Here is a 13,001-nt window from a genome sequence, read left to right on the forward strand (position 1 = left end):
AGCCATTAGCCATTAGCCATTAGCCATTAGCCATTAGCCATTAGCCATTAGCCATTAGCCATTAGCCATTAGCCATTAGCCATTACCATGAATCCTCAAATTTTGGAAAAACCTCTCAGCAATAGTAGCCAGTGCATCACACTATATGATGTTAGCTGGGAGAGATTTGAAGCCATAGAATCAGCATTAGAAGGCTTTGCAGGCGTGCGCTTAGTCTACCTTGACGGAATTTTAGATATTATGACTCCACTTTCTGAGGAACATGAAGATGGTAAGAGTACTATTCGGAAGTTACTTGAGGTTTATCTCGAAGAAAAAAGCATCCGGTTTTATGCGCGTGGCAGCAAAACTATTGGCAATATCGGATTAGGAGGTAGAAAAGAACCCGATGAGTCTTATAATTTACATAGCAAGAAAGATATTCCTGACTTGGTAATAGAAGTAGTTGTTACCAGTGGTGGGGTAAATGTCCTAGAAATTTACAGAAGAATCCAAGTTCCTGAAGTGTGGTTTTGGCGAAAAGGCAAGCTTTCTCTCTATTGTTTACGAGAGCAGCAATATGAACAAGTCGAGCAAAGCGAATTGCTACCAGAGTTAGATTTAGCTTTATTAGTTCGCTGTGCAAATATGCCGGATCAATACGATGCCATACTTGAGTTTCGCAATGCACTTCGTCAGCAACAAACTTGAAGATTGCTTACACAAAAACATCCGTAAATCCTGGTAAATTCTAACAAAAAAATGGATAATTTATGAAAAGTAATGATGTGCTTAATGAGATTTTACCTAGCAATTTAAAAGAAGCATTTGATTTATTACAAATGCTGCGTCGCCGCCAGCCCGTAGCCTTACAGCTATTTCTTTTAATGTGCTTGAATTTGGTAATTGCACCTGCTGTTTATGCGGCCACAGGTGAAGAAATTACTCGGAAAGCTGCCTGGGCAATTGGCATTCTTGGCTTAGTTAGTTTGGGGCTTTCTGTTTATCTGTTTGTGGTGATTTTTCAGCCTGAAAGATTCTAGAAATTCTTTTAAGATGGGCGCTATTATTCTCTAAGTTTACGCAAAAGTATTAATATTTGTAGCGCCCACCCTACCAACTGTAGCAATTAGCAATTAGCAATTAGCAATTAGCAATTAATTAACTGAGGTCTAAAATGAGAGAAATAATCAGAGCAATTCGCGTTACATTAATCTTGTGGGGAATCACCGCAATCATCTATCCATTGCTAATGGTAGTAATCGGTCAACTTGCATTCAATAACCAAGCAAATGGAAGCCTAATTACCAATCAAGATGGGCAAGTAATTGGTTCAACTTTAATCGGTCAAAACTTCACATCTCCGCGCTATTTCCAAAGCCGACCCAGCACCACAAATTATAGCAGTTTTACTGAAAAAGAACGCGATCCAAAAAACACAGGACAAACTACAGGCGTATCGGGAGCTAGTAACCTCGCTCCCAGCAATCCAGACTTATTAAAACAGGTGGAAGAAAGAGTAAATAATCTCAAAACAGCAAATATTCAACCGACTGCCGATCTAGTTTATACATCTGGCTCTAGCCTCGATCCTCATATTAGCCTAGATGCCGCTAGATCCCAAATTCAGCAAGTAGCAGTAGCACGTTCAATCAATCCCAATCAAGTAGAAATGTTGATTGCTAAAAACACAGATGGTAGATTTCTAGGAATCTTTGGCGAACCTGGTGTTAACGTTCTCAATCTCAATCGCGATTTAGATAGTTTACAATAGTTTAAAATAGTTATTAGCCAACATCCTAACTATTGATTTGCCAATGATTGAGAAAAGAGAACTCACAAGCAATCCGAACTTACTCGAACACCAACCGGAGCAAATATACGAGCGCATCCGCCGTCGGGGGAAACACAAAATATTTATCGGTATGGCCCCCGGCGTTGGCAAAACTTTCCGAATGCTGGAAGAAGCACACAGACTTAAAGAAGAAGGTATTGATGTTGTCATCGGGTTATTAGAAACTCATGGTCGTAAAGAGACAGCAGAAAAAAGTTGTGGATTAGAAATATTGCCGCGTAAACAAATGCTACGGGGCGATAAGATCCTCACAGAAATGGACACAGAATCCATCATTGAGCGCCGTCCTCAACTAGCATTAGTTGATGAATTGGCTCATACTAATATCCCTGGTTCTCTCCGAGAAAAACGATATCAAGATGTCGATGTAATTCTCGCCGCTGGAATAGATGTTTACTCAACATTAAATATTCAGCACATAGAAAGTCTCAATGATTTAGTAGCAAGAATTACTGGGGTAATAGTGCGCGAACGCATTCCCGATCGCATTCTCGAAGAAGCCGACGAAGTAGTTGTGATTGATGTCACGCCGGAAACCCTGCAAGAACGATTGCAAGAAGGTAAAATATATGCTACAGAAAAGATTCAGCAATCTTTAGATAACTTTTTCCAGCGCCGTCACTTAATCGCGCTGCGGGAATTGGCTTTACGCGAAGTAGCAGATAATGTGGAAGAACACGCGATCGCACTTCGCGCCAGCTACGGAAAAGACTCCAATTTAGTCGGCCCAGTTTGCAACATTCACGAACGAGTGATGGTGTGCGTTTCCACTTATCCCAATTCCGTACAATTGCTGCGGCGGGGGGCGAGAATTGCCAGTTATATGAATGCTCCATTTTATGGGCTTTTTGTCAACGATCCTGACCGATTTTTAACGAAAGCTGAAACTTTGCACGTTGAGACTTGCGAAAAGTTGTGTAAGGAATTCGGCGGGCAATTTTTACGGATTAATAGCCAGAATGTGGTTAAAGCGATCGCAGATGTCGCCAAAGAGTACCGCATCACCCAAATTGTCCTCGGTGAAAGCCAGCAGTCGCGTTGGAAATTGTTGTTACGGGGTTCGTTGACTCAACAAATCATGCGATCGCTTAAACACATCGACTTGCACATTATCGCCACTGAAAAAACTGTCGAATATTAATTTCAATGATTTAAAGCTTGTAAGTGAAGGAAGAAGGAAGAAGGAAGAAGGAAGAAAAATTTAGTTATCTAGGAGAGAAGGAAGAAGGATTTACTTAACTATCCCTTACTTCATTACTTCAGAAAGATGATTTTTCGCGGCTTTTTAGTAAAAATGCACTTGGAGGAATACTGGAGAGCGTGCCCCTGTGGATATTTACATTCTCGATTTACTCGTTATTGGCTTGCTCCTGCTCAGCGTAACATTAGGTTCTGGCTGGATTGCACGATTGCCCCTGTCCTACGCTTTAATTTACCTGGTAGTTGGTATCGGACTGGGCCCCTACGGTGTCAAACTCATAGAATTACGACCTGATGCTCAATTCATAGAGCGCTTAACAGAATTTGTGGTCATCGTCTCTTTATTTAGTTGCGGCTTGAAAATGAACCGTCCGCTCAAAATGTGGGCCTGGAATTCAACAGTGCGGCTAATAGGTTTGCTGATGCCGATTTCAATTTTTGCTGTGGCTTTTATCGGGCATTTTTTTTTGAATCTAGACTGGGGGCCCGCAATTTTATTAGGAGCAATTCTCGCGCCTACAGATCCAGTATTAGCCTCAGAAGTCCAATTAGCTCACATTGAAGATAGAGATGAATTGCGTTTTGGCTTGACTTCCGAAGGCGGTTTGAACGATGCGCTAGCTTTTCCTTTTGTTTATTTCGGCATTTACTGCTTAAAAGATAGCAATTGGGAGAACTGGTTTAAAGAGTGGGTAATAATTGATGTAATTTGGGCGATCTCTGCTGGTATTATCATGGGCATTTTAGTCGCCAAAAGCGTTAGCTGGTTTGACAAAAAACTTCAACAGTTTCGACCAGTTGACGAATTGATGGAAGATTTCATCGCCCTGAGCACGATTTTGCTAACCTATTCCCTCACTGAAATTATCAATGGCTACGGATTTCTAGCCGTTTTTGTCGCGGGAATGGTGATACAAAAAAGTTACCACAACCCGGAAAAACCGCTTTCACAACTGCACTTCATCGAAAGAATTGAAAAGCTAACGGAAATAGGAACTATCTTAATTTTGGGTTCCATCCTGCGATTAAAACCTATGCTAGCATTTGCAGGGGAAAGCCTATTGGTAGCTGGACTTTTGATTGTGGCAATCCGACCGATAGGAGCCTGGATTAGTACCATTGGCACATCTTTTCACCCCGCAAGCCGCTGGTTATTTGGCTGGTTTGGGATTCGCGGAGTCGGCTCTCTCTACTATCTAACCTATGCCTTTGGTGAAGGTTTAAAAGGAGAATTAGGAGAGAAAATTGCCTGGATTACCTACACAACTGTCGCTATTTCCGTGATTATACACGGGATTAGTTCGACCCCACTGATGAACTGGTACGAACGCCGCGTCAAAGGCGTTCCTGCTGCTAAATAGTCGATATAGCTGAAGGCAGAAGGCTAGTGTTAACTTTCTTTCTGCCACATTTGCCAGGTAGCTCCAACAGCCGCACCAGCCCCAGCAAATAAGCCTACACTCATGCCTTCCAAAGTTTTAAGTAAAGGGTCTTGGGTTAGACACTCGCTAGTTACTGTCTCAACACTTTGACAGCGATCGATCTGAGCTTGACTAGCAGTGCCTCCCAGGATGACTCCAGTAACGCTACAGGCAACAATAAAAAGTAGGAGTCGGTTTATTTTTATACCCATAGATAGATGATGTTGTGAGAAGTTTAAGCAAGCATTTTGCTTATTCTACCTACATAACCCAGGGTTTGCACATCAGGGAATATACGGAATTTAATAGCTAGGGCTAGGGGAAGAAGGGGCTAGGGGCTAGGGGCTAGGGACTAGGGGAAGGAGGGAAGAAGCGAAGGAGGGAAGAGGGAAATATAGTAACCGTCAAGGCGATTAGGACACTCGCTAATGACTGAAACCATTGATTCTATTGCCCTAGCCCCTAGCCCCTAGCCCCTAGTCCCTAACTATAATGGAGACGTAATTGCTAGGCGATACGAGAAAGTGGCTGCATATACAGCCACGATCGCGATCGCCCGCATTGCTGTTGTGCTTATAGCTGGAAAACACACCCTAAACTCTAACTAAATTATTACTTGCTTGAAATCTTCAGCGCTAATCGTCGTTGCCGCCACCCCTTTGAGAGTAGCTAAAATTTGGCCGCTACTGGCAATAGCGATCGAAGTTGAATTGCTGTCAGAGGCGATCGCGAGTTGTCCAAATGTTAACTCACCTGATAATCCTATCAAATCTTGACCTTTTTGGAAATCCATAATTATGTCAATTCCCTGACCTGATGTTAACAGAAATACATCGTTGCCAGAACCACCCGTGAGAGTGTCATCACCTAGATCGCCGCTGAGAAAGTCATTGCCACTACCGCCAGTGAGGATGTCATTTCCCTTACCTCCGTAGAGCGTATCGTCACCATTGCACCCATCAATAAGATCGTCATTATTGTTCCCAAATAATAGGTCGCTGCCGTCACCGCCACAGAGGGTATCATTATCTTTTCCTCCATAGATTGTATCGTTATCAATGTCCCCAAAGATTAAATCAGCGTCTTCATTGCCAAAGACTAAATCGTTGCCATTTCCTCCCAGTATGGTATCCGCACCTAAGTTGCCATAGAGGTTATCATCTCCATCTTCACCTAATAATAGATCGTTTTCCTTACCGCCGAAAATGCTATCGCTATCAATGCCACCAAAAATTGTATCGTTAGCACTATCCCCTCTAAGTAAATCATTACCATCGCCGCCAATTATAGCGTCGTCATCTTTGCCTCCATAAACGGTATCGCTATCTGTGCCGCCGTCTATGTAATCATTTCCCAGATTGCCAAATAGCACGTCGCTGCCATTACTACCGCTGAGGTTGTCATTATTTCCCATGCCGTAAATGGTGTCATTCCCAGCAAGTCCATCGATCGCATCGTTAGCGATATTACCCATCAGTAAGTCGTCAGAGTTGCTGCCAGCAAGCGTGTTGTCGGTTGTGTTGGGGGTAATATTGCTGCTGCTGAGACTGGGTAGGGTGAAGCGATCGCAAATGCAATCGTCAGCACCAGGTGTTGGTGTTGGCGTTGGCACTGGCATTGGTACTGGCGTGGGTGTTGGCGTGGGTGTGGGTACTGGCGTGGGTGTTGGTGTTGGCGTGGGTGTGGGTACTGGCGTGGGTGTGGGTACTGGCGTGGGTGTGGGTGTGGGTGTGGGTTCAGGTGTTGGCGTGGGTGTGGGTGTGGGTGTGGGTTCAGGCGTTGGCGTGGGTGCAGGTGTTGGTATAGGTGTTGGTGCAGGTGTCGGTGCAGGTGTTGGTGCAGGCGTGGGTGCAGGTGTTGGTACTGGCGTGGGTGCAGGTGTTGGTACTGGCGTGGGTGCAGGTGTTGGTACTGGCGTGGGTGCAGGTGTTGGTACTGGCGTGGGTACAGGAGTTGGTACAGGAGTTGGTACTGGCGTAGGTACTGGCGTTGGCGTGGGTGCAGGTGTTAGCGAAAATTCGTAAGATCCAATATCTGCGATCGCACTCCCATTATTATCACCATCTTGAGGCCGACTAACTCCTCGCTCGTCAGTAGCAGGTGCAGTCGCATTATTTCCCGTATCAATTGCCGGACTTCCTGTCAGCAAAGCATGGGTAAAAATGCCACCACCATTATCTTGCAATGGCCCGATTTTTGGGTCAGCAATAGTAATTCCTGGGAAAACATTTTGATCGTTGCCGAAATTTGTAAGCTTATCCGGCCATTGCAGATTGTTTCCGCCGTTAATAAAGTTCCCAGCCGCATTTTGCTGAATCTTGAATTGATTTTGTGCAGTATTATTAGCAAAAATCGTATTTTGGAGAGTAACTTGTTCGCCACTTGCCACCGTTACACCGCCACCAACCCATCCGGCATCATTATTAGCAATAGTAGTATTGGTAATGGTAGCAGAGCCATAAAGCACCATTCCCCCGCCGACATTGCTAAACCCAGTCCCCGTTACTTTGTTGCCAGAAAAGGTACTATTACTAATTGTCGTGGGCGCTTTATCCATCCGCAAACCGCCCCCCTGACCTTCGGCTGTATTGTTAGCAAAGGTAGTATTCTTGATAGTTAGCCCCTTATTTAAGCTATTGCTAATTGCATACAAACCGCCGCCATTTCCACCTTCTCCCCCAGCAAGTGCTACAACCTTGTTATCTCTGTAGGAGCTGTCTTCAATAATTACATTATCTTGCGCTCCCGTAAACAGATGGGTTCCTCCTCCTCCTCCCTTAGCCGTGTTACCTTGAAACACAGTTTTGGTAATCCGAATTGTCCCAGAGGGTTCGTCAGTCGAACTAGCACGATCGGTGTAAATCGCCCCGCCATAACCTCTTAAAAAGTCATTAGGTTTGCCTGTAGCAAAAACGGCAGAGTTAGTATCGTTGTTGATAAATCGCGAGTTTTCAACTGTTAACTTACCGTTAAGGCTGTTAATTGCACCACCGTTAATTCCTTTATTGTTGGTAAAGTCGCTGTTGGTGACAGTAAGATTTTTGGCACTCAAGAAACCGATTGCACCTGCACCGCGTTCATCATTGCCTGCTGTTGCAATGTTATCGTTGAATTTACTGCCCGTTACTGTTAGGTTATTATTGAAATTGGCAAAAATTGCACCGCCACCCAGATCGGCCACATTATTGTTGAACTGAACGTTTTCTACTGTTAAAGTTACTTCGTCAGTTGTGCCGATCGCGCCGCCTCTGTCACTTGTTTTGCCGTTAGCAACGGTGATATTTTTGAGGCTGAAAGTTGAGGGAGTAACGACATTAGCATTGACAAAAAAGACGCGAGAGGCATTGTTACCGCTGATGGTTAAACCAGCAGCTCCACTTCCGTCAACAATTAGGTTTTTGCCAACGGGAATATCGAGCTGACCGCTAGTTATGGTAATAGTTTGCCCTGCAAGATTAGGGGCAAATTGAATTGTATCTCCAACCGCAGCCGAGGCGATCGCTTGCCTTAAAGAACCAGCTCCACTATCATTAGTATTGGTAACAACAATGGTAGCTAAATTACCTCGGTAAGTCTGCATTACCTCTGGAGTAAGAGCTGAAAATGATTCAATTTCTCCTTGAGTAAACTCTAAATTCCAATCACCACTACTGCCAGTTATATTAGTAGAACCGGCAACGTCAGCCCCGGTTATTTGGCTTAATTGCTGTACAAAATCCGCACCAACTCCGGCGGCGACATCGCACCCATAAAGCATGATATCTGCCTTGTCACTTAGGGCAGATTTCCACTGGTGCAACTGGCTTTGATATTGTTCAATAGTATCGCTACTAAGTTGAGAATTGCCTAAATAAAGACAACCGGGACTACCGTGAGACAAAATCTGAACGGTGTCAACTGTGCCATAATTTGCGGCATATTTTTTGATTTCGGAAGTAATTTGTTCGATGCCATTTTTGTTGCGATCGAGGATAATTACCTGTTCCCCTGGAAGTACCCCACTAGCAAGTAATTCGGAGTCATTTACAGCAGAGTCAATAAAGACTAAAGAGTGTGTAGAGAGATTTTGAATTGAAGGCAGAGTGTTGTCTGAAGCTACGGTATAGGTCATTGTGGATACTCCATTAAGGGCATTTACTGGTAGATACAGCCCTCGTTGAGTAAGGACATCACGTTTGTCAGAGAACACCCTAGCGCATCATAGTTGCAGTTGGCACTATGCACAAAGTATGATTATTTTCCTTTCACCGTAAGTTGCTATTAGGACTTACGCAGGTCATCCCAGAAACCGGGTTTTTGAGAGAATTTGTGGGTGAAAACGAAGTATTTTCGTCAAAAAACCCGGTTTCTTTAAATAAGGATGGCTAAAAAGCTGACTGTATAAACATTCTTCCTTCTCTCCTAGATAACTAAATTTTTCTTCCTTCTTCCTTCTTCCTTCTTCCTTCTACTGATCAGTCGATGATGGTGGTTTTTTGCCCACATTACGAACATTGATAATCTTGTTAAGAAGATCGTACCAAAAAGCAGCACCCATAGAGATAGCTACACCGCTCAAAATCCAGCCAAAAATTCTTTTGCTAAATAAAGGCCATTCCCTACCATCAAATTCTTGATTTTTGAGGTTATTGGAATTCCAACCAATAGGTAATGATAATTTTTCTAAAGCTTGATTGACATCTGTTTGAATTTGTGCGAAATTATCTCGATTTGGTATAGAGTTGCGCGTAACTACCTCATCTGCATACTTATTCACAGTAGCACGCAGGAGAGAATCTGTTGACAAATTGCCCACAATATATAATGTATCAGAATTAGTAGCAATAGCGATTGTAGTCCCAATTAAAAGAGCAACTCCTCTAGCATTGCGCTTATAAACACCACCAGCACGTTCCATAGAACGGTCAAACCAAGCTTCGATTTCGTGCTGAAATTTAGAAAAGTTTTGGTCTGTCTGTACTGTATCGTTTTCGGCACGTTTTGCGAGAATATATAGGCTTTTTTTCAAAGACTCTGGCATACTATTAATTATTTCTTGAATTTCTTTATAAATTGGACTATCTTCTTTAGCGTCAACAATCTCTTGCACTGTTTCTTGAGTTTCTCTAGTTTTCCTAATTGAATTGAAGAAATTACTCAAACTTGGTTGTAATTCAACTAGCAGCACTTTTCGGTCAAACTCACTATCCAAACTAGATTTCAAAAATCCCATCTGCCACTGAAAATCTCTGCCAGCTAATTCGCTTTCAGGCAAATAAACTTGAGAATTTTGAACATATATACCCAATTTCTCAGAAATTCTATCGATGCTATCGCTGAGAGGAGCCTGATTTTTATTGAAGTCTTCTACAATTTTATTAAATTCCTTTTGCAGCCAGGTCAATTCCATGTCTAAAATTGGCTGAATTGATTCTCCTAATTTCAAATTGTCTACAATAAACTTGACTTCTGCTAACTGTCGATCTTTAAATCTTTCTAACCGAGATTCGGTAATAGATTTGATTAAAGGCGAAATTCTGAGAGTGTCCAGCAAGCTACTTGAGAAACTCGCAGATGCAATGTAAGAAGGGCCGCTAGATTTATCGCCAAAAACATTTTCAGTTTTGGTAATCCGGCGGTACAATGCACCGATTTGATGGGTGATCTTGCGGAATAGTTTAGATAGGGGGCCTTTGGCTTCTTGATTTAGATCGTTAACGATCGGATTGTCGTAAATTAGATTAGCTAAGTCTTTAATTCGGTTAAATTCAGCTTCATCATTTATAGTATCGCCGCCACCTGAGATCAGCACTTCTATTGATTTCTTTAAATGTTCAGCTCGCCATTGCAGAACTGTGGCGATTAGTTCCTGAATTTCCGTAGCTAGTAAGCTTAAACTGAGGTAAATAAAAATTAAGCCGATGACAATATCTAAAATTACAGGTAAGTTCATGGTAATTGCTAATGGCTAATTGCTAATTGCTAATGGCTAAGGGGGTTTTATAATAATTTTAACAGCTTAGTGTTAATGTTTTTACAGTTTTGCGAAGAATAGTGCAAGATGTCAGTATCTACTACATCCGCCTACCCTAATTTTACTTATGTCTGGTCAAATCTTTCGTCGGCGTACTGACAAGTTCAAAACTCTCGTAAGTGGCAATTGGATCGATCTGTTTTGGGCGGTAGGGTTGCTGGCGGCGGCTGTACTCATATTCTCAATAAATCTCGGCGGTTTGCCTTTGCGAGATTGGGATGAAGGTATTGCGGGACAGGTGGCCCGCGAGATGTGGCGTGGGGACTTAAATTGGCTGTATCCGACGGTAGGGGGTACGCCGTATCTGAATAAGCCGCCATTGGTACATTGGCTAATAGCGCTGTGCTTTGGTGTTGGCGGGGTGAATGAATGGATGGCTAGGCTGGCACCAGCGATGCTGTCAGCAAGTTCTGTACCCTTGCTTTATGCTATTGGGCGGGAGTTGTTTCAGCAAAGGCTGAGTGCGATTTTTTCGGCTTTGGTGTGCCTGACGCTGCTACCAGTGGTGCGTCATGGGCGTTTGGCGATGTTGGATGGGGCGGTATTGTGTTTTTTGCTGATTATGGTGTTGTGCGTGTTGCGATCGCGCCGCAATTTACGCTACGCTCTAGGCGCTGGCATTAGTTTTGGTTTGATTTGCCTGACTAAGGGCGTGTTGTTAGGATTGTTGTTAGGCGCGATCGCGTTTTTCTTCTTGCTATGGGATACCCCCCGACTCATCACTTCTCGGTATCTCTGGACTGGTTTCGCGATCGGCATCTTCCCGGTAATAGCTTGGTATACTGCCCAATGGCTACACTACGGCCCACAATTTCTCAGTGCTAATTTGTTAGACCAATCTCTGCGGCGAGTTTGGGAACCTGTAGGAAATCATAAAGGGCCGCCTTGGTATTATTTGTTAGAAATTTTAGAGTCAGCTTGGCCTTGGCAGTTATTTTGGTTATTAGGATTGCGGCAAGCTTTAGAAAATCGTAATTTTGCTTGGGGAAAATTAGTATTAGTTTGGACTGGAATTTATTTGGCAGCAATTTCAGCCATGAGCACTAAACTCCCCTGGTATGTTTTACCAATCTATCCAGCTTTTGCCTTAGTAGTCGGTCACTATCTAGCTGAAGTTTGGCAAGTTAATGATATCAGGAAGGAAGAAGGAAAAGAGGGAGAAGATGAGGGGCAAAAGAGCAGAGGGGCAGAGGGTAAATTTCCGTCTTCTATCTCCCCCGCTCCCCCGCTCCCCCGCTCCCCTGCTCCCCTGCTCCCCCGCTCCCCCTCCCCCCCTCTCCCCTTCACTCTCTGGCCCATTTTTGCACTCCTATCTGCTGTTGCAGCGGCGGGTTGCCTATACTTTAGCGGTTTGGTGAAATTAGGAGAAACTTTTGCACCTGTTGAGCGAGATTTGCAGCTAGTGCTAATAGCTTTCGGCTTGACTATGGCGATTGTAGCTATGCTTTTACGGCAGCAAGATAGGCAATTTATCTTAATTTTATTTTGGGGAACTTACGTCTCGCTGCTGTTATTGGTGATGTCTAATAACTGGGTTTGGGAATTAGCAGAGGATTATCCTGTTAAGCCAGTAGCCGAAATTGTTCGCCAAGGTACAACTGCCGGTCAGGAAGTTTTAACCTCTCACCGCTATCCTCGACCTTCCCTAGATTTTTATAGCGATCGCCGTGTTATTCCTGCTAAAGTTGAGGAACTAAAACGCGAGTGGCAAACTTCTCCTCAACCTTATTTTCTACTCCATCGCTCCGTCTTAAAAAAGTTAGCTTTAGAAAATGTAAAGGTCGTAAAAACTGCGGGAAACTGGGTTCTAGTTACGCGAATAGTTAACAGTTAACTGTTAACTGGTAATTAAAAGCACTATCTACCCAATTTAAAACTACCAGCATTACACACGGCTGTAACGCCGCCAACAGGCGCAGTTTCTTGACCGCGCCTGTTGGCGGCGTGACGGATACTTTTGTTAGCAGAGGAACCAGAAACCGGGTTTTTTGACGAAAATACTTCGTTGTAGCCAGCAGATTCTGTAAAAAAACTGGTTTCTTTGGTCACAAGTTTCTTTGGTTACAACGAACAACTAACAACTAACAACTAACCAATTTATTACTTGTAAAAATTCTGTGTAAAATATTAGGGCGAAGGAGCATTTGATTCCCCAGTACCGTTTACCCACTCCCATAAGTCTTGAAAAGGTTTTTGTTGCTGGTTTGAGGGGTCAGCCGCCGCGATCGTAAAGCCAAAAAACACCACGCTACCGAGAATAGCCAACAGCGGCAAATGTTTGGCGAGCCCAAAGTCCCGCTGCATACGCGCGAAGGGCCTACTCTGCCGTCTGAGCATCCTTCCTACCTTGAGCTGCTTAATAGTGAAGGGGTCGCGAACGTAATGGCCACTCCAACTAATTACTAAATGCGAATGGCAGTGGGGACAAGTGAACAAACCGCTAAACATCCCAACGGGGCCTATGACGCTGGAATGATTGCAAATCGGGCAGGTGACGGAATGAGTATTATATGTGGGAGCGTTCATAACTGTT

Annotated in this window: 11 protein-coding genes; 6 read left to right on the forward strand and 5 right to left on the reverse strand. The window is 43.7% G+C overall.

All coding sequences use genetic code 11. The annotated features are described in order from the left end of the window. Positions 1-87 precede the first annotated feature (87 nt). From OSCIL6407_RS0124755 to OSCIL6407_RS0124775, 5 genes are all read left to right on the forward strand, one after another. Positions 88-690 (forward strand): Uma2 family endonuclease, encoded by a 603-nt coding sequence (locus OSCIL6407_RS0124755; RefSeq protein ID WP_007357995.1) that lies wholly within the window; start codon positions 88-90, stop codon positions 688-690. 62 nt (positions 691-752) lie between these two features. After that, positions 753-1,022: a K(+)-transporting ATPase subunit F gene (gene kdpF, locus OSCIL6407_RS0124760; RefSeq protein WP_007357996.1), complete on the forward strand. Its 270-nt coding sequence runs from the start codon at positions 753-755 to the stop codon at positions 1,020-1,022. A gap of 134 nt (positions 1,023-1,156) precedes the next feature. After that, positions 1,157-1,753 carry a K(+)-transporting ATPase subunit C gene (kdpC, locus tag OSCIL6407_RS0124765; protein ID WP_007357997.1) on the forward strand — a complete coding sequence of 199 codons (597 nt, stop codon included), beginning with the start codon at positions 1,157-1,159 and terminating at the stop codon, positions 1,751-1,753. Between the two features lie 43 nt (positions 1,754-1,796). Further along, positions 1,797-2,975 (forward strand): histidine kinase, encoded by a 1,179-nt coding sequence (locus tag OSCIL6407_RS0124770; RefSeq protein WP_007357998.1) that lies wholly within the window; start codon positions 1,797-1,799, stop codon positions 2,973-2,975. 187 nt (positions 2,976-3,162) lie between these two features. Continuing rightward, positions 3,163-4,395: a cation:proton antiporter gene (locus OSCIL6407_RS0124775; RefSeq protein ID WP_007357999.1), complete on the forward strand. Its 1,233-nt coding sequence runs from the start codon at positions 3,163-3,165 to the stop codon at positions 4,393-4,395. A gap of 29 nt (positions 4,396-4,424) precedes the next feature. Here OSCIL6407_RS0124775 and OSCIL6407_RS0124780 read toward each other — a convergent pair whose 3' ends face one another. From OSCIL6407_RS0124780 to OSCIL6407_RS0124790, 3 genes are all read right to left on the reverse strand, one after another. Continuing rightward, positions 4,425-4,667, reverse strand: coding sequence for a hypothetical protein (locus OSCIL6407_RS0124780; protein ID WP_007358000.1), 243 nt, complete (start codon positions 4,665-4,667; stop codon positions 4,425-4,427). A gap of 392 nt (positions 4,668-5,059) precedes the next feature. Continuing rightward, on the reverse strand, positions 5,060-8,566 hold the full coding sequence (locus tag OSCIL6407_RS0124785) for a DUF4347 domain-containing protein (RefSeq protein ID WP_007358001.1): 3,507 nt from the start codon (positions 8,564-8,566) through the stop codon (positions 5,060-5,062). A gap of 336 nt (positions 8,567-8,902) precedes the next feature. Continuing rightward, complete coding sequence (locus tag OSCIL6407_RS0124790) at positions 8,903-10,387, reverse strand: hypothetical protein (RefSeq protein WP_007358002.1); 1,485 nt, start codon at positions 10,385-10,387, stop codon at positions 8,903-8,905. A gap of 148 nt (positions 10,388-10,535) precedes the next feature. On the opposite strand from OSCIL6407_RS0124790, the gene OSCIL6407_RS0124795 reads away from it, so the two are divergent. Beyond that, positions 10,536-12,302 carry an ArnT family glycosyltransferase gene (locus OSCIL6407_RS0124795; protein WP_007353493.1) on the forward strand — a complete coding sequence of 589 codons (1,767 nt, stop codon included), beginning with the start codon at positions 10,536-10,538 and terminating at the stop codon, positions 12,300-12,302. Positions 12,303-12,325: 23 nt separating this feature from the next. Here the strand turns inward: OSCIL6407_RS0124795 and OSCIL6407_RS0124800 are convergent, their stop codons facing one another. Continuing rightward, a complete protein-coding gene (locus tag OSCIL6407_RS0124800; RefSeq protein WP_007353494.1) occupies positions 12,326-12,517 on the reverse strand; it encodes a hypothetical protein in 192 nt (63 codons plus the stop codon). A 78-nt stretch (positions 12,518-12,595) separates the two neighbouring features. Beyond that, on the reverse strand, positions 12,596-12,994 hold the full coding sequence (locus tag OSCIL6407_RS34840) for a hypothetical protein (RefSeq protein WP_148288927.1): 399 nt from the start codon (positions 12,992-12,994) through the stop codon (positions 12,596-12,598). Positions 12,995-13,001 lie beyond the last annotated feature (7 nt).

Origin of the sequence: Kamptonema formosum PCC 6407, from assembly GCF_000332155.1 — a bacterium.
Lineage (GTDB): Bacteria > Cyanobacteriota > Cyanobacteriia > Cyanobacteriales > Microcoleaceae > Kamptonema > Kamptonema formosum.

Coding starts and splice junctions, on each gene's coding strand:
- OSCIL6407_RS0124785 (WP_007358001.1), bottom strand. CDS start 8,566: ATGACCTATACCGTAGCTTCAGACAACACTCTGCCTTCAATTCAAAAT.
- OSCIL6407_RS34840 (WP_148288927.1), bottom strand. CDS start 12,994: ATGAACGCTCCCACATATAATACTCATTCCGTCACCTGCCCGATTTGC.
- OSCIL6407_RS0124795 (WP_007353493.1), top strand. CDS start 10,536: ATGTCTGGTCAAATCTTTCGTCGGCGTACTGACAAGTTCAAAACTCTC.
- kdpF (WP_007357996.1), top strand. CDS start 753: ATGAAAAGTAATGATGTGCTTAATGAGATTTTACCTAGCAATTTAAAA.
- kdpC (WP_007357997.1), top strand. CDS start 1,157: ATGAGAGAAATAATCAGAGCAATTCGCGTTACATTAATCTTGTGGGGA.
- OSCIL6407_RS0124780 (WP_007358000.1), bottom strand. CDS start 4,667: ATGGGTATAAAAATAAACCGACTCCTACTTTTTATTGTTGCCTGTAGC.
- OSCIL6407_RS0124790 (WP_007358002.1), bottom strand. CDS start 10,387: ATGAACTTACCTGTAATTTTAGATATTGTCATCGGCTTAATTTTTATT.
- OSCIL6407_RS0124770 (WP_007357998.1), top strand. CDS start 1,797: ATGATTGAGAAAAGAGAACTCACAAGCAATCCGAACTTACTCGAACAC.
- OSCIL6407_RS0124755 (WP_007357995.1), top strand. CDS start 88: ATGAATCCTCAAATTTTGGAAAAACCTCTCAGCAATAGTAGCCAGTGC.